The sequence below is a fragment of the Ruegeria sp. BHSC276 genome, from assembly GCF_059612945.1.
The window spans coordinates 40,591-60,831 of record NZ_JBXWRP010000008.1 but is presented as its reverse complement, the minus strand read 5'-3'; the positions used below and the strand labels follow the sequence as shown (position 1 = coordinate 60,831).

Sequence of the window (20,241 nt, the reverse complement as noted above, 5' to 3'; positions counted from 1 at the left end):
GGCGCAGATGCCTGATCAGTTGATTTTCGCGATGGAGGTCTTTCTGAACGGCCTCATGGCCGGGGTGCTGTATGCGCTGGTCGCGCTGGGCTTTGTGCTGATCTACAAGGCGTCTGGGATCTTCAATTATGCCCAGGGGGTTATGGCCCTGTTTGCGGCGATGACGCTGGTGGGGATCATGAACGGGCAGGTGCCCTTTGCCCATCTGATCAACGCCATTTTCGGCACGCATGTCTATACGTTCGGCTGGACCGTTCCGGCGTTTCTGGCGATCATTCTGACGATGGCGGTAATGGTGTTGCTGGCCTGGGCGGTGCAGCGCTTTGTCATGCGCCACCTGGTCGGGCAGGAGCCGATCATCCTGTTCATGGCCACGATCGGCCTTGCCTATTTCCTGGAAGGCGTGGCCGATCTGATGTGGGGGTCCGAGATCAAGACGCTGGACGTGGGTCTGCCGCAGGGCATCAACCTGTGGATCGACGAGACCACCTACAACATCTTCGGCTACGGCTTCTTCATCGACAATCTGGACATCGTGGCGACAGTCATCGCGGCGCTTCTGGTGGCGGCACTGGTTGCGTTCAGCCAGTACACCAAGCAGGGCCGCGCCATGCGGGCTGTGGCCGACGACCACCAAGCCGCACTGTCGGTCGGTATCTCGCTGAACTTCATCTGGATCATGGTCTGGTCGGTGGCCGGGTTCGTGGCGCTGGTCGCGGGCATCATGTGGGGCACCAAGTCGGGCGTGCAGTTCTCGCTGTCGCTGATCGCGCTCAAGGCATTGCCGGTTCTGATGCTGGGTGGGTTCACTTCGATCCCCGGCGCCATCGTCGGCGGGCTGATCATCGGTGTGGGCGAGAAGCTGTTCGAGTTCGCCGTGGGCCCGCTGGTGGGTGGCGCGACCGAGAACTGGTTCGCCTACGTGCTGGCGTTGATCTTCCTGGTGTTCCGGCCGCAGGGCCTGTTCGGCGAGAAGATCATCGAGAGGGTGTAGGCCATGACCAAGCTGATCGCCATCATCAACGTGATCGCGTGGGCGGGGTTCTGGGCCTTTGGGTACATCGCCCTAACCTCGGACGATCTGACCGCCAATCAGCTGACCGTGGCCGCGCTTTTGGCCTTTGCCGGGCTGGTCATGGGCGTTCTGGCTTACATGAAACTGGTGCGCGCCTCGGAGGCGAGCGGATATGCCAAACGGTCCAACCAACTGGACGTCGAAGCCCGCAACCGGGCGCAGGAACAATGGGGAAAGTAAGACATGTTCTATCGTGAGGCAGGAGACTTCAAGACCTCCTACAGGGACGACAACCAGACTTTCCCGATCAAGTTCGACCGGTATCGGTATTATGTGGTGCTGGCGGTGGCGTTCGGGATAATTCCGTTCATCATCAACGACTATTGGGCCAACGCGCTGCTGCTGCCCTTCCTGATCTATGCGATCGCGGCGATCGGGCTGAACATTCTTGTGGGCTATTGCGGGCAGGTTTCCTTGGGCACCGGGGGGTTCATGGCCGTGGGCGCCTATGCCTGCTACAAGCTGATGACCGCCTTTCCCGACGTGTCGATGTTCATCCATGTGATCCTGGCCGGCGGCATCACTGCCATCGTGGGCGTGCTGTTCGGCCTGCCCAGCCTGCGGATCAAGGGGTTCTATCTGGCGGTGGCGACGCTGGCAGCGCAGTTCTTTCTGGTGTGGCTGTTCAACCGGGTGCCATGGTTCTACAACTATTCGGCCTCGGGGCAGATCAACGCGCCGGAACGTGACGTGTTCGGCATCATCATCACCGGCCCCAACGCGCCGGCCTGGGCGACCTATCTGTTCTGCCTGATCTTCCTGACCGCCTGCGCGATCATCGCCCGCAACCTGACCCGCGGTACCACCGGGCGCACCTGGATGGCGATCCGCGACATGGACATCGCCGCCGAAATCATCGGTGTGAACCCGCTGCGCGCCAAGCTCAGCGCCTTTGCCGTCAGTTCGTTCTTCGTGGGCGTGTCGGGCGCGCTGTTCTTCGCCATCTACCTGGGCGCGGTCGAGGTGGGCGAGGCCTTCGGCATCCAGAAATCTTTCCTGGTGCTGTTCATGGTCATCATCGGCGGGCTGGGCTCGATCTTCGGATCCTTCGCCGGCGCGGCCTTCCTGGTCCTGCTGCCGGTGGTGCTCAAGGTCGTGGGCGCGGACATGCTGGGCTGGCCCACCGACATCGTCGCGCATTTGCAGCTGGTGATCGTGGGCGGGCTGATCATCCTGTTCCTGATCCTCGAACCGCACGGTCTGGCGCAGCTGTGGCGCGTCGCCAAGGAGAAACTGAGACTCTGGCCTTTCCCGCACTAGGGACCGGCCCAATCAAGAAAGGGGCGCAAAGCCCGAACCAACATCGGACAAACCAAGGGAGGAGACACCCGATGAACAAGAAACTGGCAACCATGGCGCTGAGTGCGCTGATGGCCGCAGGTCCGGCAATGGCCGACCTCGTGTTCCCGTCGCTCAGCTACCGCACCGGGCCTTACGCCGCGGGCGGCATCCCCTTCGCGGATGGCTACGCGGATTATTTCACTCTGCTCAACGAGCGGGACGGCGGCATCGGTGGTGTTCCGGCCAAGGTCATCGAGTGCGAAACCGGCTACAACACCGAGAAGGGTGTCGAATGCTATGAATCGACCAAAGGCGAAGGTGCGCTGGTGTATCAGCCGTTGTCGACCGGCATCACCTATCAGCTGATCCCCAAAACCACCGCTGACGACATCCCGATGCACACGATGGGCTATGGCCGCACCTCGGCCAAGAACGGCAAGGTGTTCAGCCACACGTTCAACTATCCGGCCAACTACTGGGACGGCGCCTCGGGTGCGATCAACTATCTGCTGGACGAGAACGGCGGTGACCTGAACGGCAAGAAAATCGCGCTGGTCTATCACAACTCGGCCTATGGCAAAGAGCCGATCCGCACGCTGGAAGAGCTGTCCAAGAAGCACGGCTTCGAGCTGGTGGCCCTGCCGGTCGATCACCCGGGCCAGGAGCAGAAATCGCAGTGGCTGCAGATCCGCCGCGATCGTCCCGACTATGTCCTGATGTGGGGCTGGGGCGTGATGAACCAGGTGGCCATTCAGGAGGCCGCGAACATCCGGTTCCCGATGGAGAACTTCATCGGCATCTGGTGGTCGGGCGCTGAACATGACGTGATGCCCGCCGGTGCGGCCGCCGATGGCTACAAGGCGCTGACTTTCCACAACGTCGGCTCGGACTTTCCGCTGTATGACGATCTGAGGAAATACGTCGTCGATGCAGGCAAGGCCGCCGGTGCCGGCGATCAGGTCGGTACGGTCCTGTACAACCGCGGACTCTATGCCGCGATGCTGGCCGCCGAAGCCGCCAAGAAGGCGCAGGAAATCTCGGGCAAGGCCGACATCACCGGTGCCGACATGCGGGCCGGTATGGAAGCGCTTGAGATGACCGAAGAAAAGATGGCCGAACTGGGACTGCCGAATTTCGGCCCGACCTTCACCGTGAGCTGTGAAAACCACGGCGGCAACGGAATGGTGGGTGTGACCCAGTGGGATGCGGACACCAAGACTTGGTCGCTGATCTCGGACTTCAAGCCGACCGATGGCGACGTGATCGGTGCGCTGATCGAGGAAGACTCGGCCGCTTATGCCGCCGAGAACAACATCGAATCGCGCTGCAACTGAGCGGCACGAACACCGGGGCGGCGGCTGACCGCCGCCCCGAACCGGACAAGCCCCGAACGGGGCAGGCATGAGGACACGCGCTGATGCTGGATGCGGCACAAACCACTGACGTGCAGGCGGAAACCCTGCTTGAGGTCAACAATATCGAGGTGATCTACAACCACGTGATCCTCGTGCTGAAGGGCGTCAGCCTGACCGTGCCCAAGGGCGGGATCACCGCGCTTCTGGGCGGCAACGGGGCCGGTAAGACGACGACGCTCAAGGCGGTGTCGAACCTGCTGAAATCCGAACGTGGTGAGGTGACCAAAGGCTCGATCAAGTATCGCGGCCAGAACGTGCACGAGCGCGACCCGGCCGATCTGGTGCAGAAGGGCGTCATCCAGGTGATGGAAGGCCGCCACTGTTTCGAACACCTGACTGTCGAGGAAAACCTGCTGACCGGGGCCTATACCCGCAAGGACGGCAAGGTCGCCATCCAGCAGGACCTCGAGATGGTCTACAACTATTTCCCCCGCCTGAAAGAGCGGCGCCGCAGCCAGGCGGGCTATACCTCGGGCGGGGAACAACAGATGGTGGCCATGGGCCGCGCGCTGATGAGCCGCCCCGAGACGATCCTGCTAGACGAGCCCTCGATGGGCCTTGCGCCGCAGCTGGTCGAGGAGATCTTCACCATCGTGAAGGACCTGAACGAACAGGAAGGCGTGTCCTTCCTGCTGGCCGAGCAGAACACCAACGTGGCGCTGCGCTTTGCCCATTACGGATACATCCTTGAATCGGGGCGCGTGGTGATGGACGGCCCTGCCGCCGAACTGCGCGAGAACCCGGACGTCAAGGAATTCTACCTCGGCATGTCCGACGAAGGCCGCAAGAGCTTCCGCGACGTGCGGTCCTATCGTCGCCGCAAAAGGTGGCTGTGAGCGGATGGAGGATCTGGCGATGACATTCTACGATGCTCTGGAAACCCGTTCGGCCGACCAGCGCGCCGCCGAGCAATCGGCCGGTCTGCGCGAACAGCTGGCGCGGGCGAAATCCGCGCCCGGTTTCGCGGCCCATTTCGCCGATGTCGATCTGGATGCGATCCAGACCATCGCCGATCTGCCCAGGCTGCCGGTTCTGCGCAAGTCCGACCTGACCAAGGCGCAGGGTCAGCACCCGCCCTTTGGTGGCTTTACCGTCAAGCCTGCGCATGGCTTTGCCCATGTGTTCCAGTCGCCGGGGCCGATCTATGAACCCGGCGGAGTCGATCACGACTGGTGGCGCATGGGCCGGTTCCTGCATGCGGCGGGCGTGGGCCAGGGCGATATCGTGCAGAACTGTTTTGGCTATCACCTGACACCCGCGGGCATGATCTTTGAAAACGGCGCCCGTGCAGTGGGCGCCGCCGTGCTGCCCGCCGGCACCGGCCAGACCGAACTTCAGGTGACCGCCGCGCGCGACGTGGGCTGCACCGCCTATGCCGGCACGCCGGATTACCTGAAGGTGATCTTGGACAAGGCCGACGAGATGGGCGTTTCGCTGAACTTCTCGAAGGCCGTCGTGGGCGGCGGGGCTCTGTTCCCCAGCCTGCGCCAGGCCTATGCCGATCGGGGCATCTCCTGTCTGCAGTGCTATGCCACGGCCGATCTGGGCAATATCGCCTATGAAAGCGCCGCGATGGAGGGCATGATCATCGACGAGCATGTCATCGTCGAAATCGTGACCCCCGGTACCGGAACACCGGTGGCGGAAGGCGAGGTCGGCGAGGTCGTGGTGACCTCCCTCAACCCCGACTATCCGCTGATCCGCTTTGCCACCGGTGATCTGTCGGCGGTGTTGCCCGGGCGGTCGCCCTGTGGTCGCACCAACCTGCGCATCAAGGGCTGGATGGGGCGTGCCGACCAGACCACCAAGATCAAGGGCATGTTCGTGCGCCCCGAACAGGTGGCCGCGCTAGTCGCCAAGCATGACGAGATCGTCAAGGCCCGCGTGATCGCCGCCCGGCAGGGCGAGATGGACACGATGACCGTTCAGATCGAAAGCCCAGGCGGCGACGCCGATACCTATGCCAAATCTGTGGTCGAGGTGCTCAAGTTGAAGGGTGCGGTTCAGGTGGTGCCGCCCGGCTCGCTGCCCAAGGACGGGCTGGTGATCGAGGATCAGCGCGTCTACGATTGATCCGGCCCTGGATTCTGCGGCCAATTACGCCGCAGAATCCTGTGCCTGCCCACTGGCGTTTCCGAGTTTTTTGGTCGATTAAAGGGGAACCGCAACCTTTGTCGACCCGAGGCCATGGCCCAGATCGAATTTTCAGAACATGGATCGCGCAACCGCGGGGCTCTTGGCACCCGGTTCGTCGGGGCCTTGGCCTATCTGGTGGCGGCAGCCTGCCTGTTGCCGATGGTCGCCGTGGTGCTGGCGGCCGTCACCGGCGGTACCGACACGATCCGGCATCTGCTGGACACGGTCCTGCCCGGCTATGCCGCCACCACGGCTATTCTGGTGGTTCTGGTCTCGGCCGGCACCTTCGCCATCGGGGTCGGGGCCGCGTGGCTGGTCACCATGACCCGTTTTCCCGGGGTACGCCTGTTCGAAGTGGCACTGGTGCTGCCGCTGGCCTTTCCGGCCTATGTGCTGGCCTATGCCTATACCTTCATCCTCGATCACCCCGGCATCGTTCAGACCACGCTGCGCCAGGTGACCGGCTGGGGCCCGCGCGACTATTGGTTCCCCGAGATCCGCTCGACCGAGGGTGCGGCAGTCATGCTGATCCTGGTGCTGTACCCCTATGTCTATCTGTTGGCCCGCGCGGCCTTTCTGCAACAAAGCGCCACCGCCTTTCTGGCGGCGCGGGCGCTGGGCAGCAGCCCGTGGTCGGCCTTCTGGCGTGTCTCGCTGCCGATGGCGCGACCCGCCATCGCCGGAGGCGTACTGCTGGCGGTGATGGAGACCATCGCCGATTTCGGCACGGTCGCCTATTTCGGGGTTCAGACCTTTGCCACCGGCATCTATACCAGCTGGTTTTCGATGGCCGACCGCGCGGCGGCAGCGCAGCTGGCGCTGTGCCTTCTGGCCTTTGCGCTGGTGATGGCCGTGACCGAGCGCACCCAGCGCGGCAAAGCCAAATACTACCAGCCGGGCAAACGCCATTCGGCCTTGCCGGCGGCGCAATTGTCCGGTTGGCAGGCCGTGGCGGCGTGGGTCCTGTGTGCCATCCCGGTTCTTTTGGGGTTTCTGTTGCCGGTCGTCGTTCTGGTTCAGATGGGGTTGGAGTCCGAGCAGAACCTGCTGTCGGCACGCTATCTGGGGTTCATTCGCAATTCTCTGACGCTGGCGGGAACGGCGGCGGTGATCACCGTCTGCGCGGCGGTCTGCGTGGGGTTCTATCAACGGCTGCGGCCCGGGCGCGGCTCGGCCATGGCGGCCTATGTGGCGCGGTTGGGCTACGCCGTGCCAGGCGGGGTCATCGCGGTGGGGCTGATTGTGCCCTTTGCTGGATTCGACAATGCGCTGGACGCCTGGATGCGGCAGTCCTTCGGCGTGTCGACCGGGTTGCTGGTCACCGGCTCGATCTGGCTGTTGGTGGCGGCCTACATGGTGCGCTTTTTGGCCGCCGCGCTCAGCGCCTATGAAAGTGGCCAGAGCACGGTGCATGCAAATATGGACGCCGCTGCCCGGTCCTTGGGGCAGACACCATTGGGCACGTTGAGGCGGGTGCATCTGCCGATCCTCACGCCGTCGTTGCTGACGGCACTGTTGATCGTGTTCGTGGACGTGATGAAGGAACTGCCGGCCACGCTGATCATGCGGCCGTTCAACTTTGATACGCTGGCGGTGCAGGCCTATCGGCTGGCCTCGGACGAACGGTTGGAGGGCGCCGCCGTTCCGTCGCTGGTGATCCTGGCCGTGGGGCTGCTGCCGGTGATCCTGATCTGCCGCCAGGTGGGTCGCAAGCCCTGACTGGCGGTTCAAAAATACCACACCCTGTCGTGACAGACTTGATCTGATCTCCGTTTCCGGCAAGGCTGAAGACATGAACATGCAGCCTCCCAGCCGGAACCCTGCAGGGCCGACCCAGATGCCGGTGGCCTTCAACCGGCAAGAGATGTCATTGATTCTTTCCGTCTATGGACGGATGGTCGCCGCCGGAGAATGGCGCGATTACGGAATATCCAACCTGCGCGACGTGGCGATCTTTTCGGTCTTCCGGCGCACTGCCGAACACCCGATCTACCGCATCGAGAAACACCCGCGTCTGCGGCAGAAACAGGGCATGTTCTCGGTGGTGGGCATGGACGGACGCATCCTTAAACGCGGGCACGACCTGCGCGCCGTCCTGCGGGTACTTGAGCGCAAGCTGATCCGCTCGGTCGACCCGGATTAGAGCCGCTTGTGCGCCGTGACCGGCCCGTCGCCCTGGGCCTCGATCCGGGCGATGGCCTGATCCATCGGCTCGAATACCACGGCCATGTGGTGGGCATTGGCATGCAGCAGCAGGTTGTCACCGGACACCCAGGCCACATGGCCTTTCCAAAACAGCAGATCGCCACGCTGCGCCGGGGAGCCTTGAGGCAATGCGGTCCCCAGGTCCCGCTCTTGATCGCCGCTGTCGCCGGGGCAGGCCACGCCGCAGGCCAGCAGCCCCGCCTGCACCAGGCCCGAACAATCCAGCCCCCACCGGCTGTTGCCGCCCCACAGATAGGGTGTGCCCAGAAACAGTTCGGCCACCGCCACCGGGTCGTTCAGCAAAGTTCCGACCGGTTTGACATGCACTGCGGGGATGAACCCAAGCTCGGTCTCGACAAAGCGGTCCTGCTGCGACAGCACCACGATCCGGCTGCCAAAGCTCAGGCTGACCCGGTCGGGGCTTTTGATTTCGGGTTCGGAATAGGCGTGGGTCGCCGGGGCCCAAATCCAATGCGTGGCCGGGGCGTCGGGGCCTAGTTGGTCGGCGCGCAGCCAGCCTTGATACCCATCCTTGTCGGAAACCACCCGGCACCAGCCGCCGGACTGTTCGGTGACGTCAAGGCCGTCGCCATACAGCAGCTGCCGGTCGCGCGGACCCTTGGGGTTGCGCAGCAGGTCCACGACGGGGCGGATGGCGCGCGCGCGGTTCACAGGCCCAGCATCCCGGGCAGGGCGGTCAGCAGGGCGCGCGGCCCTTGCCCCAACCCGCCCTTGCTGCGGCCGGGCTCTTTGGCCTTTTGCCAGGAATAGATGTCGAAATGTATGTACCGGCTGTTTTCCACGAACCGCCGCAGGAACAACGCCGCGGTGATCGACCCGGCGAACCCGCCCGCCGGCGCGTTGTCGAGATCGGCGATGCCCGGCTCGATCAACGTCTCGTAGGGCGTGTGGAACGGCATCCGCCAGACCGGGTCAGCCGCCTGAACGGCGGCCTGCGCCAACGCCTGCGCGGCGGCGTCGTCATTGGTGTAGAACGGGGCCAGATCCGCCCCCACCGCCACCCGCGCCGCCCCGGTCAGCGTCGCCATCGAGATCACCAGATCCGGCGCGCCCTCATCCGCCAGCGCCAGCGCATCGGCCAGCACAAGCCGCCCTTCAGCATCGGTGTTGTTGATCTCGACCGTCAGGCCCTTGCGTGAGGTCAGGATGTCGCCCGGCCGGAACGCGTTGCCCGCCACCGCGTTTTCCACCGCCGGGATCAGCACACGCAATTGCAGCGGTAGATCCAGCGCCATGATCATGCGCGCCAGCCCCAGCACGTTCGCCGCGCCGCCCATGTCCTTTTTCATCAAACCCATCGCGGCGGCGGGCTTAAGATCCAGCCCGCCGGTGTCGAAACAGACGCCTTTGCCGACCAGAGTCAGTTTCGGCCCTGACGTGCCCCAGGTCATCTCGATCAGGCGCGGGGCCTGTTCGGCGGCCCGGCCCACGGCGTGGATCATCGGGAAATTCCGTTCCAATAGCGCGTCGCCCTGCGTCACCGAACACCGGGCGCCGAACTCCCCGGCCAGCGCCTCGGCCGCGGCCTGAAGCTGATCGGGGCCCATGTCGGCCGCGGGCGTGTTGACCAGATCGCGGATCAGCGCCTCGGCATTGGCCATGATCTCGACCCGCGCGGCGTTCACCCCGTCCGGCGCGACCAGTAGGGCCTTGGCGGCCGATTGCGTGGCATATCGGTCAAAGGCATAGCCGGTCAGCAACCAGCCCAGCGCCTCGACCTCGGCGCGGTCGGCGGGCAGGCCCGAAGCGATGGCATAGGTGCCCTCGGGCAGCGCCTCGGCCGCGGCGGCCAGCGGGAACCGAACCCGCGCGCGCCGGTCGGCGGTGCCATAGCCGGCCAGTGCACGATCGGGCGCCCCTTCAGCACCCGGGATCAGCAACACCTGCCCCAACGCCCCGGTGAACTTGTTCGCCGCCACCCAGGCCTGAACCTGCGGCGGCTGCGCTTCGAGCCACCCATCGCGTGCGTCCTGGTCGATGACATGCAGCGCAGTGGCCGGTTGGTCGGGGGAAGCGAATGTCAGGGTCATGGGCGCCTCGGTCTGATCAGGGTCGTGCACAGACTAGCGACAGGTATGGCGCCCGCAACCCCCGTCAGATCGAAAGATCCTGCTGGTCCCACACGGCGGTCAGCGACCGTTCGCCCACCCGGATCAGCCGGTTAAGCGTGGCGCCGGCGGCCACCGCATCGCCCGCATCTACGGCCCGGGTCACGTCCGCGGCTACACGGGCCAGCAGGGTCATGCCCACCTGTTCGGCGATCGCGATCAGAGACCTGGCGCATTTGCGCAGGTCGGTCCAGTTGCGCTGACGCCAGTGCCGCTCGCAATTCGACAGACGCACGGCCAGTTCCTCGACCGTGCGGCACAGCACGTCCATCGCGTTCTGGTCGCCCAGCTGCCGGTACAGCCCGCTCAGGCAGTCCGGGTCCAGACGGACGGATTCCTTCTGTTCAAGCGTGACAATCTTTTCCACCACATTCACCCCAATCTTCATGCCCCCACGGCACCGGTGACCCTGCCACACTGAACCTTTGCAATTCCTTGAGGCCAACCGGCAAAATCGCTCGAATTTTTCCTGAATTTGGGTTACAGCGGCCGCCAGAAAGACTATCAGGGACAGCCCAATGCAATTTGCCAAACCTCTGCCGAGCTATCTGGTTCAGCGGTATCACGGCTGGAAGGCCACCACCTATTCCGAGAACCAGGCCTGGTACCGACGCTTGGCAACCGAGGGGCAACGCCCGCGCGCCATGGTGATTTCGTGCTGTGACAGCCGGGTGCATGTCACCTCGATCTTCGGCGCCGATCAGGGCGAGTTCTTCATCCACCGCAACATCGCCAACCTGGTTCCGCCCTACGAGCCCGATGGCGAGCGCCACGGCACCAGCGCGGCGATCGAATATGCGGTCACGGCACTGAAGGTGGCGCATCTGATTGTGCTGGGCCATTCGCAATGCGGTGGCGTGCAGGGTTGCATCGACATGTGCAAGGGCAACGCTCCGCAGTTGGAGGCCAAGGAAAGCTTTGTCGGCCGCTGGATGGACATCCTCAAGCCCCGGTTCGATCTGGTCGCCGATGTTGACGACAGTACTGAACAGGCCCGCCAGTTCGAGCGGCAGGCGGTCGTCGCCTCGCTCGAGAACCTGATGACCTTTCCCTTCGTCGAAAGCGCCGTGAAAGCCGGCGAGATGTCGATCCACGGGCTGTGGACAGATATCGGCGAGGGCGCGCTGGAATTCTACGACCCCAAGGAGAAGAAGTTCGCCTTGGTCTGATCGGCGCGTACGCGCGCACCCGGCCGATTCGACCCGGCGGGTCAGGGCAGGCGAATCCGCGCCAGTATGCCCAGATGGTCCGACCCCAGATAGGGGCGGAGATGCACCGTGCCGGTCGTGCCCATGGGGAAAAGGAGGTTGTCGATGGGCATCGGCATCATCCAGCTGCCCAGGGAATGGGTGTTCAGCACCATTCCGAAATTCCGGTTGCCGGTGGCCGAGCGGATTCGCGCCACGCTGCCGCCCCAGGGCACCATGTTGAAATCGCCACCGACCAGAACCGGGCCATCCAGGTTTTCGATATATTCGGCGATTTTGCGGCTTTGGTCGAACTGGTCATACGGAAACGGCCACTGCATGTGGATCGAGACCACCCAGACCGGCCCGTTGTCCGGGGTCAGCACCTTGATCCCGGCCGCACCCAGCCCTGACAGGCAGAAGTCCGACCCGTCGATGGCGGGCAGATCGGTCAGAACCGCCACGTTCTGTTCGGGTCGAAACCTGCAGTACACCGCAGTAGGGTAGTGCTCGAACAGGGTGTGCATGTATTTTCGGTTGTGGCTCGAGACCTCCTGCAGCGTCACGATCCGGGCGCCGGATGCGATGATATCCTCGGCCAGCTCGTATCGAGGCCATGCCTTCCGCATCAGATTCTTCTGATAGAAGGTCAGGCAGCCGTCGTCACAGCTGGTGTCGGCCGGCGCGTAGCCCAGCGCGATCGATGCAGCGGCGACCAGTGAAAACGCCATCGAGACCAGAGCCAGCCGCCAGGCCCGGACCAGCGCCAGCACCAAGGCGCAGACCATCAGCAAGGCCCCGGCCTGAGGGCGCAGCAAGGCCAGCGAATCCCCCACGGCCAGATAGCGCCCGGTGAATCCCATCAGGACGATGCCCGCCAACAGCGCGGCGCACAACGCAATCAAGCGCCGCAAGATGGCTTTTCCGGTCAATGCCTGCATTCAACGCCCCGGGTCTACGGTCAGGTCAGGATATGCGCTCTGACCCGCCTCGCGTCCAGACCCGCTGCCACAATAATGGCTGCCCACGGGCGCCCGTCCCGAAAACACGCAAGGCCGCCTCGGCGGAGGCGGCCTTGCAATTGCATCAGGGCCGGATGTCAGCCCTTTTTCAGAACCTCGCGGCCCAGCAGCTCGGCGATCTGGACGGCGTTCAGGGCTGCGCCCTTGCGCAGGTTGTCCGATACGCACCACAGGTTCAGGCCGTTTTCCACGGTCGAATCCTGACGGATGCGGCTGATGAAGGTGGCGAAATCGCCCGCGCATTCGACCGGCGTGACGTATCCACCGTCCTCGCGCTTGTCGATCACCATCAGGCCGGGGGCCTCGCGCAGGATGTCGCGGGCCTCGTCCTCGTCCAGGAATTCCTCGAACTCGATATTGATCGCCTCGGAATGGCCCACGAAGACCGGCACGCGCACGCAGGTGGCGGTCAGCTTGATCGAGGGATCGACGATCTTCTTGGTTTCGGCGACCATCTTCCACTCTTCTTTGGTCGAGCCGTCTTCCATGAAGACGTCGATATGCGGAATGACGTTGAAGGCGATCTGCTTGGTGAACTTCTTCGGCGGCACATCGTTAATCGGGTTGTAGACGGCCTTGGTCTGGTCCCACAGCTCGTCCATGCCCTCCTTGCCGGCGCCCGAGACCGACTGATAGGTCGAGACCACGACGCGCTTGATCTTGGCGCGGTCATGCAACGGCTTCAGCGCCACCACCATCTGCGCGGTCGAGCAGTTGGGGTTGGCGATGATGTTCTTGTTCTTGTAGTCGTGGATCGCCTGCGGGTTCACTTCCGGAACGATCAGCGGGATCTCGGGGTCGTAGCGATAGAGCGACGAGTTGTCGATCACCACGCAGCCCGCGGCCGCCGCCTTGGGGGCGTAATCCTTAGTCGCGGCCGAGCCCACGGCGAACAGCGCCATGTCCCAGCCGGTGAAATCGAACTTGTCCAGATCCTGGGTCTTGAGTGTCTTGTCGCCAAAGCTGACCTCGGTGCCCAGCGAACGGCGGCTCGCCAGAGCGGCGATTTCGTCAACCGGGAACTGGCGCTCGGCCAGGATGTTCAGCATTTCGCGGCCCACGTTCCCCGTGGCGCCGACGACAACGACGCGATAGCCCATGTCTAGTCTCCTGAATTAAGGACGCGCGTTCATAGCCGCGAAACCGAAAAGAAAAAAGGGTCTTCGCGGCGGAATTGACCGTTTGACGCAGTTTTGCGGCACCTCAGCCGGCCAGCAGCCGTCGATAGAGCGCAACAAGCGCCTGCGCCTCGCCGTTGATGTCGAAATTCCGTTCAACATGGGCGCGGGCGGCCTGACCCGCGCGGGCCAGGGAATCACGGTCCGCCAACATCTCGGCCGCGGCTGCGGCCAGCGCCGGAATGTCGCCCGGAGGCACCACCCGACCCAACGCGGGGTCGGTCACGATCTCGGAAAACGCACCCACATCGGTGGCCACCACGGGCACGCCGCAGGCCATCGCTTCGAGGGGGGTCAGTCCGAACCCCTCCCAGCGTTGGGGGGCGATGAACAGGTCCAGCACCTGGTACCATTGGGCGATCTTGTCCACGGTGACCTCGGGCTTGAACAGGATGCGGTCGGAAAGGCCGGCTTGGGCCACCTTGTCCTTCAGTTCGGTCAGAAAGCCCACATGCTTTTCCGTGGCCCGCCCCATGACGATGCCTGACACGTCGTCGAACTGCCCGCACAGCCCGATCATGGCATCCACGAAAGCGTCGGTGCCCTTCTGGTGCCGGATGCGCCCGTAACAACCCAGCAGCAACCCGTCGGGCAGCCCCAGCTTCTGGCGCAGCGCCGCCTTGTCCTGCGGAGGGATGAAATCCTGCAGATTGATGCCGTGCATGATCACCTGCGCGTCGCGCTCGAGGTATTCGGCCGTCTTGCGTGAGGTGGCCACCACCGCGTCCATCTTGCCGATCAGCCACTTGGTATAGCCCGTATGCGCCCGCTGCGAGGCGCTGGTGAACAGCAGTTTCAGCCGCAGCCGCAGCAGGTCGCGCAGGATCAGGCCCAGCAGCATCTCGGTGTTGCGGCGGGCGTGCCAGACCCGCAGCGTCTTGCGCGACAGAAAGGGCAGGTGGCCCAGCGGGATGTGCGGGATGTCCTCAGGCAGGCCCGGGCCGGTGGCGGCGATGTCGATCCACTGCGCCTGCAACGGCACCAGCCGTGCGATCGTGGCGGTCACGCCCGACAGGCGGCGTTTCAGGTTGGGGGCAAGGACAACGGGGTCTTTCACGGGATGCGCTCCGGCGGGGTCTCACTCCATGCTGTCACGGCTGAACAGGTAGATCACGCAGCCGATCGCCAGCGTGACGGCAAAGAAGGCGAATATCGCTGTGTAGGGTGCGGTTGGTCCCATGTCCACCGTCGCCGCATGGATGCGGCCGGTGGCGAATTGCGCCAGCCCCACGCCGCCGATCCCGAACAGGTTCAGCAGGGTCACGCCGCGCCCCACCAGGTGCGCCGGGATGAAGGCGCGCCCATGCGCCATGATCACCGGGAAGGATGCCCCCAGAAACCCGATCAGCGACATCAGCAGAACCGACAGCCAGACGGCGTCCGCGACCCACAGCCCCAACAGCCCCAGCGCCATTACCGCCAGCGCGTTGCCGCCGAAGATCACCCATTTGCGGGTGTTCAGCAGCCGGTCCAGCGGCCCATATACAAAGGTGCCCGCGATCATCGCGGCGCCCATGACCAGCGTGGCCTGCCCGATCTGGGTGGCGCTCAGCCCGAACACGTCCAGCAGATAGGGGCCGGCCCACAGCCCCCGCAGCGCGGCCGAGGGCGCATAGGCCACCAGCATCAACGGCAAAATCGCCCACAGAGCTGGCTCGCGCAGCAGGTCCAAAACCGAACCCTTCTGCTTTGACACCACCCGCGCGGGGTCTTTGACCGTGACCCAGATGCCCAAGGCCACCGCGCCCGAGATCGCGGCCAGCCCGGCCAGCGTCGCGCGCCACCCCATCAGCTCGACCGCCAGCGCCGTGGGATACGAAGCTACGAGGTTGCCAACCGACCCCACGCCCAGCATCACCGCGGCCAGGGTCGCGAATTTCGCGGGCGGATACTCGCGGGCAAAGATGAAATACGAGGCCATCAGAACCGGCGAACACCCGACCCCGATCAACGCCATCGCCAACGCCACGTGCAGGGGCGTCGTGGCCAGCGCGAACACCGCGGCCCCACCCGCGCCGCCGATCAGCAGCAGAACCGCCGCCGTCTGCCGCGGGCCAACCCGGTCCAGCGCCCAGCCCACCGGGATCTGCATGGCCGCAAAGACCAGAAACCACAGGCCCGAGGCCCAAGCCAGATCCTCGGGCGTGGCGCCGATGTCGCGGGCCAGATCGGCGGTCAGAACCGCAAGGAACGCGCGGAAGAACTGGCTGAGGACATAGGCCAGACACAAGATCACCAAACCTGCCTGCATGTCAGTCTCCCTAACGTCCGCTTTGGCAGGATGCTTGGCACGTCCCGATGCCATGCACAAGCGCGTGTGATATGTTGCAATGTCGGGACAGGCACGCGGACTGCGCTAACATGATCTTGAGGTAATGGGAGGGACGATGAAAGACGCCGATCTGGGATTCTATGACCGGATTCCCGTCACGCGCGATTTTCTTGCCCTGTCCGACCCGGCGCGGTTCACGCCGGTCCCGGACGGTTGGATCGTCGGGGTGGCCGATATCGTGGACTCGACCGGCGAAATCGCCCGTGGCCGCTACAAAACCGTGAACACGGTGGGTGCGGCGGTGATCTCGGGTATGCTCAACGCGCTGGGCGGTCAGAATTTCCCGTATGTATTCGGCGGCGACGGGGCCGGATTCGCCGTCGCGCCCGAACACGAATCCAAGGCACGCGCCACGCTGGCGGCGCTGCGCAGCTGGGCCGCGGCCGAGTTCGACATCGCCCTGCGCGCGGCCCTGGTGCCCGTGTCCGACCTGCGCGCGGCAGGGCACGACCTGCGGGTGGCACGCCATGCGCCGTCCTCAGGGGTGGACTACGCTATGTTCACCGGCGGCGGGCTGGCCTGGGCCGAGGCGCAGATGAAGGCTGGCCGGTACGAGGTTCCGCCCGCCGGATCCGACGCACAACCCGACCTGACGGGCCTGTCCTGCCGCTGGTCCAACAGCCCGGCCCGGCACGGGCAGATCGTGTCGCTGGTCATCCAGCCGACCGCCCGCGCGACCGAACGCGATTTTGCCGATCTGGCCCAATCGGTCCTGTCCGCCGCCGAGGCGCTGGAGCGCGCGGGTCATCCCGTGCCGGCTGGAGGACCGCCAATGAAATGGCCGCCGCCGGGGCTGGCGCTCGATGCTCATGTCTCGCGCGCGGGGCGCAACCTGGCGGTGCGCAAGGCCGCGCTGCTGGTACAGAACCTGCTGATCTGGCTGTTGTTCAAAACGGGCAAGAGACTGGGCGAGTTTGAGCCGGGCCACTACAAGACCATGGTCAGCCGAAATGCGGATTTCCGCAAATTCGATGACGGGTTGAAGATGACGCTGGATTGCGACGGCGAGACCCTGTCGCGGATCACCCGGCTGCTCGACGATGCGCGCGGGCGCGGCAAGGTTCGGTACGGCATCCATTCCCAGCACGAGGCGATGATGACCTGCGTCGTCCCCGCCGCCACCCGCGACGATCATGTGCATTTCGTCGATGGCGCCTCGGGCGGCTATGCACGGGCTGCCGCCGTGATGCGGGGTTGAGCCGGCTCTAGGCCTTCCACTTCGCGGCCAGCCCGCGCGCCGCCTGCGCCAGAAGCATGACGTCGATGCCGACCGCCAGGAACTTCGCGCCCATGTCCCGATACGCTTGAACCGCTTCATCATTGGTGCCCAGAATGCCAGGCGCCTTGCCTGCGGCCCGGATCCGTTTCAGCGCATCGGCGATGGCCGAGCGGACCTCGGGCGCGGTGCTGTCGCCCTGGTATCCCATGTCAGTGGACAGATCGGCCGGGCCGATGAACACACCATCCACACCCTCGACCTGCAGGATCTCGTCCAGCGCGGCCAGACCCGCCCGGTTTTCCACCTGCACCAGCAGGCAGATCTCGTCATCGGCGGTCTGCACATAGTCGCCGACCTGACCGTACATCGTCGCCCGCGACGCCGCCGCCCCGACGCCGCGCGCGCCTGTCGGCGGATAGCGGCAGGCACGCACCAGTTCGCGCGCCTGGTCGGCGCTTTCGACGATCGGTACCAGAACGGCCTGGGCGCCGGCATCCAGCACCATCTTGATCAGCCAGGTCTCGCCCACGGGCACCCGCACCACCGGGTGCGAGCGGCTGTTGGCCAGCGCCATCAGCTGATCGCGGATCGAGCGGATGTCGTTTGGGGCATGTTCGCCATCGATCACCAGCCAGTCGAACCCGGCGGTTCCCATGATTTCGGCGGTGACGGGCTCGGCAAAACTCATCCAGCAGCCAATCTGCATTTCGCCCTGTGTCAGAGCCTGTTTGAACGGGTTTTTGGGGGCGGGCATCAGTTGTCCTCCTTCGGGGGTGTGGGCAAGGTGCGGGCGATTTGGGTGATAACGTCAAAGGCCATCCGGACGTCCTCCTCGGTGGTTTCGAACTGGCCGGCCTGGAAACGGATGACGATGTCGCCATCGACTCGGGTCTGGGTCAGATAGATGCGGCCGTCATCGTTGATGGCGTTGACCAGCCGCAGGTTCAGGTCGTCCAGATCCGCGGTGCCGGGTGGCTCATAGCGGAAAGTCCACAGGGACCACATGGGCGGGGTGACGATCCGGAAATCCGGCTCGACCGCCAGCCGGTCATGCAGGTCGCGCGACCAGTTGACGTGGTTGCGCAGCCGCGCGCGCAACCCTTCCAGCCCGTAGGCGCGGATCACGAACCACAGTTTCAGCGCCCGGAACCTGCGGCCCAGCGGCACCGACCATTCCGAATAGTTGATAATCCCGTCCTGACCATGGGTTTTCAGATATTCGGGGCTGATCGCCAGCGTCTGCACCAGATCGTCGGGGTTTTTCAGGAAATGCGCGCAGCAGTCGAACTGAACCCCCAACCATTTGTGCGGGTTGAAAACGATGCTGTCGGCCCGGTCGATCCCCGGCCAATAGTGGCGGTATTCGGGGCAGATCATCGCCGACCCGGCCCAGGCCGCATCCACATGCGTGTACAGCCCGTATTTCTGCGCGACTTTCAGGCACTCATCCACCGGATCGGTCGCGCCGGTTCCGGTGCCGCCGACGCACAGGATCACCCCCGCGGGGTGAAGGCCGACGTCCAGATCGGCCCGGATCGTGGCCTCGAGCGCCGCAGGGTCCATGCCGCGCCAGTCACCCTTGATCGGGACGCGCACCAGGTTGTCCTGCCCGATCCCGGCGACCCAGATGGCGCGGTCGACCGATGTGTGCACCTCGGACGAGCAATAGACGCGCAAGGGTTTCTGCCCGAACAGGCCCTGACGGTTGCCCTGCCAGTTCAGCGCCTTTTCCCGCATGGTCAGAACGGCGGCCAGCGTGGCCGAGGAGGCCGAATCCTGGATCACACCGGCAAACCCTTCGGGCAGGTCCAGCGCCTGCCGCAGCCAGTCCATCATCCGGGTTTCCATCTCAGTCGCCGCGGGCGAGGTTTGCCACAACATGCATTGCGGCGCGATCGCGCTGGCCAGAAACTCGGCCAGCACCGACGGCGCCGAGGCGTTCGAGTTGAAATAGGCGAAGAAGCGCGGGTGCTGCCAATGGGTGATGCCGGGCATCACGATCCGTTCGAAATCCTCGAATATCCCCTCGATCGACTCGCCGGTTTCGGGCGGGGCGGGCGGCAGGGCGTTCAGCACGTCGCCCGGCCGGGTCCGGGCGCGCACGGGGTGATCGCCGACGGTCTGGTGATAATGCTGTGCCCATTCGGCCACCCGCTTGCCCCAGTCCGAGAATTCACTCCATTCCATCGGTCACCTATTTCTTTGCATCTTTTCCGCGATAGTGATGGACACACTGCGGCGCAGGTCAATCGAAATTCCGAACAGCCCCTCGCGCACCACTGCCCGGAATGCTTGAACGTCCGGGTGTGGTGTCTATGCTGCGGGCAACGGCCACAAACGGACACGCCATGACCCGACCTCTGTTTTCCCTGCCCGACCCCTTGGCGATCCCTGTATCAGGCGAAGATACCACCTATCCGGTTGGGCGCATCTTTTGCGTCGGCCGGAACTATGCCGCCCATGCGGCCGAGATGGGAAACGAGGTCGACCGTGAGGCGCCGTTCTATTTCACCAAGTCCCCGCAGAACGCCACTCTGACCGGGCAGACCGTGCCTTACCCGCCGGGAACCGAGAATTATCATCACGAAATGGAACTGGCCTTGGCCATCGGTCGCCCGGTGTTTCAGGCGACGTCGCAGCAGGCTTGGGATGCCGTGTTCGGATATTGCTGCGCGCTGGACATGACACGGCGCGACCTGCAGATCCGCGAGCGCAACAAGCAGCGCCCCTGGGATCTGGGCAAGGATGTGGAAAACGGCGCGGTCTTCGCACCGCTGACCCGAGCCGCCGATTGGGCGGCGACAGATGACATTCGCATCCATCTGAGCGTCAACGGTGAGGTCCGGCAGGACGCCACCTTGTCCGAACTGATCTGGCAGATCGACGAGATCGTCATGCACCTGTCCCGGTTCTATCACCTGCGGCCCGGCGACCTAATCCTGACCGGAACGCCCGCCGGTGTCGGCCCGGTTGTCGCCGGAGACGTGCTGACCGGCGGTATCGACGGGCTGGACCCCGTCCGCCTAACCCTCGGGCCGGCGGAATAGACCCTAAGAAGGGTT

Annotated in this window: 20 protein-coding genes; 11 read left to right on the top strand and 9 right to left on the bottom strand. The window is 64.5% G+C overall.

Annotation, left to right across the window (positions count from 1 at the left end):
* The first annotated feature begins 7 nt into the window (after nucleotides 1-7).
* The 8 genes from AC2FMD_RS14360 to AC2FMD_RS14325 all read left to right on the top strand — a co-directional run bounded on the left by AC2FMD_RS14360 (nucleotide 8) and on the right by AC2FMD_RS14325 (nucleotide 8,050).
* Nucleotides 8-994: a branched-chain amino acid ABC transporter permease gene (locus AC2FMD_RS14360; protein WP_170443916.1), complete on the top strand. Its 987-nt coding sequence runs from the start codon at nucleotides 8-10 to the stop codon at nucleotides 992-994.
* A 3-nt stretch (nucleotides 995-997) separates the two neighbouring features.
* Entirely contained in the window at nucleotides 998-1,255 is a 258-nt protein-coding gene (locus tag AC2FMD_RS14355; protein WP_170443918.1) for a hypothetical protein, read from the top strand.
* Between the two features lie 3 nt (nucleotides 1,256-1,258).
* Nucleotides 1,259-2,335 carry a branched-chain amino acid ABC transporter permease gene (locus tag AC2FMD_RS14350; protein ID WP_005979938.1) on the top strand — a complete coding sequence of 359 codons (1,077 nt, stop codon included), beginning with the start codon at nucleotides 1,259-1,261 and terminating at the stop codon, nucleotides 2,333-2,335.
* Between the two features lie 71 nt (nucleotides 2,336-2,406).
* Complete coding sequence (locus AC2FMD_RS14345) at nucleotides 2,407-3,690, top strand: ABC transporter substrate-binding protein (protein ID WP_496710991.1); 1,284 nt, start codon at nucleotides 2,407-2,409, stop codon at nucleotides 3,688-3,690.
* Nucleotides 3,691-3,773: 83 nt separating this feature from the next.
* Nucleotides 3,774-4,607 (top strand): ABC transporter ATP-binding protein, encoded by an 834-nt coding sequence (locus AC2FMD_RS14340; protein WP_496795146.1) that lies wholly within the window; start codon nucleotides 3,774-3,776, stop codon nucleotides 4,605-4,607.
* Nucleotides 4,608-4,626: 19 nt separating this feature from the next.
* The gene (locus tag AC2FMD_RS14335) at nucleotides 4,627-5,844 is read left to right on the top strand and encodes a phenylacetate--CoA ligase family protein (RefSeq protein WP_496742910.1); all 1,218 of its coding nucleotides are present in this window, start codon (nucleotides 4,627-4,629) and stop codon (nucleotides 5,842-5,844) included.
* 114 nt (nucleotides 5,845-5,958) lie between these two features.
* The gene (locus AC2FMD_RS14330) at nucleotides 5,959-7,626 is read left to right on the top strand and encodes an ABC transporter permease (protein ID WP_496687775.1); all 1,668 of its coding nucleotides are present in this window, start codon (nucleotides 5,959-5,961) and stop codon (nucleotides 7,624-7,626) included.
* A 73-nt stretch (nucleotides 7,627-7,699) separates the two neighbouring features.
* The gene (locus tag AC2FMD_RS14325; RefSeq protein WP_496681005.1) at nucleotides 7,700-8,050 is read left to right on the top strand and encodes a DUF2794 domain-containing protein; all 351 of its coding nucleotides are present in this window, start codon (nucleotides 7,700-7,702) and stop codon (nucleotides 8,048-8,050) included.
* Here AC2FMD_RS14325 and AC2FMD_RS14320 read toward each other — a convergent pair.
* From AC2FMD_RS14320 to AC2FMD_RS14310, 3 genes are all read right to left on the bottom strand, one after another.
* Complete coding sequence (locus tag AC2FMD_RS14320) at nucleotides 8,047-8,784, bottom strand: C40 family peptidase (RefSeq protein WP_496687772.1); 738 nt, start codon at nucleotides 8,782-8,784, stop codon at nucleotides 8,047-8,049. The genes AC2FMD_RS14325 and AC2FMD_RS14320 overlap by 4 nt on opposite strands.
* The gene (locus AC2FMD_RS14315) at nucleotides 8,781-10,163 is read right to left on the bottom strand and encodes a leucyl aminopeptidase family protein (protein WP_496742907.1); all 1,383 of its coding nucleotides are present in this window, start codon (nucleotides 10,161-10,163) and stop codon (nucleotides 8,781-8,783) included. The genes AC2FMD_RS14320 and AC2FMD_RS14315 overlap by 4 nt, the downstream gene beginning before the upstream one ends.
* Before the next feature lie 64 nt (nucleotides 10,164-10,227).
* Nucleotides 10,228-10,617 (bottom strand): hypothetical protein, encoded by a 390-nt coding sequence (locus AC2FMD_RS14310; protein WP_496742939.1) that lies wholly within the window; start codon nucleotides 10,615-10,617, stop codon nucleotides 10,228-10,230.
* Nucleotides 10,618-10,759: 142 nt separating this feature from the next.
* Here AC2FMD_RS14310 and AC2FMD_RS14305 point away from each other — a divergent pair, with 142 nt between their 5' ends.
* Entirely contained in the window at nucleotides 10,760-11,410 is a 651-nt protein-coding gene (locus AC2FMD_RS14305) for a carbonic anhydrase (RefSeq protein WP_496681001.1), read from the top strand.
* 41 nt (nucleotides 11,411-11,451) lie between these two features.
* Here AC2FMD_RS14305 and AC2FMD_RS14300 read toward each other — a convergent pair whose 3' ends face one another.
* The 4 genes from AC2FMD_RS14300 to AC2FMD_RS14285 form a co-directional block, all read right to left on the bottom strand.
* Nucleotides 11,452-12,369 carry an endonuclease/exonuclease/phosphatase family protein gene (locus AC2FMD_RS14300; protein ID WP_496742905.1) on the bottom strand — a complete coding sequence of 306 codons (918 nt, stop codon included), beginning with the start codon at nucleotides 12,367-12,369 and terminating at the stop codon, nucleotides 11,452-11,454.
* A gap of 158 nt (nucleotides 12,370-12,527) precedes the next feature.
* Nucleotides 12,528-13,550, bottom strand: a complete 1,023-nt coding sequence (locus AC2FMD_RS14295; protein ID WP_496742903.1) for an aspartate-semialdehyde dehydrogenase — start codon at nucleotides 13,548-13,550, stop codon at nucleotides 12,528-12,530.
* A 103-nt stretch (nucleotides 13,551-13,653) separates the two neighbouring features.
* Nucleotides 13,654-14,685 (bottom strand): glycosyltransferase family 4 protein, encoded by a 1,032-nt coding sequence (locus tag AC2FMD_RS14290; protein WP_496795145.1) that lies wholly within the window; start codon nucleotides 14,683-14,685, stop codon nucleotides 13,654-13,656.
* Between the two features lie 21 nt (nucleotides 14,686-14,706).
* Complete coding sequence (locus AC2FMD_RS14285) at nucleotides 14,707-15,879, bottom strand: MFS transporter (RefSeq protein ID WP_496795144.1); 1,173 nt, start codon at nucleotides 15,877-15,879, stop codon at nucleotides 14,707-14,709.
* Nucleotides 15,880-16,015: 136 nt separating this feature from the next.
* Here AC2FMD_RS14285 and AC2FMD_RS14280 point away from each other — a divergent pair, with 136 nt between their 5' ends.
* Nucleotides 16,016-17,158 carry a DUF3095 domain-containing protein gene (locus AC2FMD_RS14280; protein ID WP_496795143.1) on the top strand — a complete coding sequence of 381 codons (1,143 nt, stop codon included), beginning with the start codon at nucleotides 16,016-16,018 and terminating at the stop codon, nucleotides 17,156-17,158.
* Nucleotides 17,159-17,165: 7 nt separating this feature from the next.
* Here the strand turns inward: AC2FMD_RS14280 and AC2FMD_RS14275 are convergent, their stop codons facing one another.
* Both AC2FMD_RS14275 and AC2FMD_RS14270 read right to left on the bottom strand, forming a co-directional pair.
* Entirely contained in the window at nucleotides 17,166-17,933 is a 768-nt protein-coding gene (locus tag AC2FMD_RS14275; protein ID WP_496795142.1) for an HpcH/HpaI aldolase family protein, read from the bottom strand.
* Nucleotides 17,933-19,366, bottom strand: a complete 1,434-nt coding sequence (locus tag AC2FMD_RS14270) for a pyridoxal phosphate-dependent decarboxylase family protein (protein ID WP_496742893.1) — start codon at nucleotides 19,364-19,366, stop codon at nucleotides 17,933-17,935. Before AC2FMD_RS14270 ends, AC2FMD_RS14275 begins: the two co-directional genes overlap by 1 nt.
* A gap of 161 nt (nucleotides 19,367-19,527) precedes the next feature.
* Between AC2FMD_RS14270 and AC2FMD_RS14265 the strand changes: the two genes are divergently transcribed.
* Nucleotides 19,528-20,226 (top strand): fumarylacetoacetate hydrolase family protein, encoded by a 699-nt coding sequence (locus AC2FMD_RS14265; RefSeq protein ID WP_496742891.1) that lies wholly within the window; start codon nucleotides 19,528-19,530, stop codon nucleotides 20,224-20,226.
* Nucleotides 20,227-20,241: the final 15 nt, after the last annotated feature.

Coding starts and splice junctions, on each gene's coding strand:
- AC2FMD_RS14345 (WP_496710991.1), top strand. CDS start 2,407: ATGAACAAGAAACTGGCAACCATGGCGCTGAGTGCGCTGATGGCCGCA.
- AC2FMD_RS14325 (WP_496681005.1), top strand. CDS start 7,700: ATGAACATGCAGCCTCCCAGCCGGAACCCTGCAGGGCCGACCCAGATG.
- AC2FMD_RS14350 (WP_005979938.1), top strand. CDS start 1,259: ATGTTCTATCGTGAGGCAGGAGACTTCAAGACCTCCTACAGGGACGAC.
- AC2FMD_RS14280 (WP_496795143.1), top strand. CDS start 16,016: ATGAAAGACGCCGATCTGGGATTCTATGACCGGATTCCCGTCACGCGC.
- AC2FMD_RS14355 (WP_170443918.1), top strand. CDS start 998: ATGACCAAGCTGATCGCCATCATCAACGTGATCGCGTGGGCGGGGTTC.
- AC2FMD_RS14315 (WP_496742907.1), bottom strand. CDS start 10,163: ATGACCCTGACATTCGCTTCCCCCGACCAACCGGCCACTGCGCTGCAT.
- AC2FMD_RS14265 (WP_496742891.1), top strand. CDS start 19,528: ATGACCCGACCTCTGTTTTCCCTGCCCGACCCCTTGGCGATCCCTGTA.
- AC2FMD_RS14285 (WP_496795144.1), bottom strand. CDS start 15,879: ATGCAGGCAGGTTTGGTGATCTTGTGTCTGGCCTATGTCCTCAGCCAG.
- AC2FMD_RS14295 (WP_496742903.1), bottom strand. CDS start 13,550: ATGGGCTATCGCGTCGTTGTCGTCGGCGCCACGGGGAACGTGGGCCGC.
- AC2FMD_RS14305 (WP_496681001.1), top strand. CDS start 10,760: ATGCAATTTGCCAAACCTCTGCCGAGCTATCTGGTTCAGCGGTATCAC.
- AC2FMD_RS14360 (WP_170443916.1), top strand. CDS start 8: ATGCCTGATCAGTTGATTTTCGCGATGGAGGTCTTTCTGAACGGCCTC.
- AC2FMD_RS14340 (WP_496795146.1), top strand. CDS start 3,774: ATGCTGGATGCGGCACAAACCACTGACGTGCAGGCGGAAACCCTGCTT.
- AC2FMD_RS14270 (WP_496742893.1), bottom strand. CDS start 19,366: ATGGAATGGAGTGAATTCTCGGACTGGGGCAAGCGGGTGGCCGAATGG.
- AC2FMD_RS14330 (WP_496687775.1), top strand. CDS start 5,959: ATGGCCCAGATCGAATTTTCAGAACATGGATCGCGCAACCGCGGGGCT.
- AC2FMD_RS14335 (WP_496742910.1), top strand. CDS start 4,627: ATGACATTCTACGATGCTCTGGAAACCCGTTCGGCCGACCAGCGCGCC.
- AC2FMD_RS14275 (WP_496795142.1), bottom strand. CDS start 17,933: ATGCCCGCCCCCAAAAACCCGTTCAAACAGGCTCTGACACAGGGCGAA.
- AC2FMD_RS14300 (WP_496742905.1), bottom strand. CDS start 12,369: ATGCAGGCATTGACCGGAAAAGCCATCTTGCGGCGCTTGATTGCGTTG.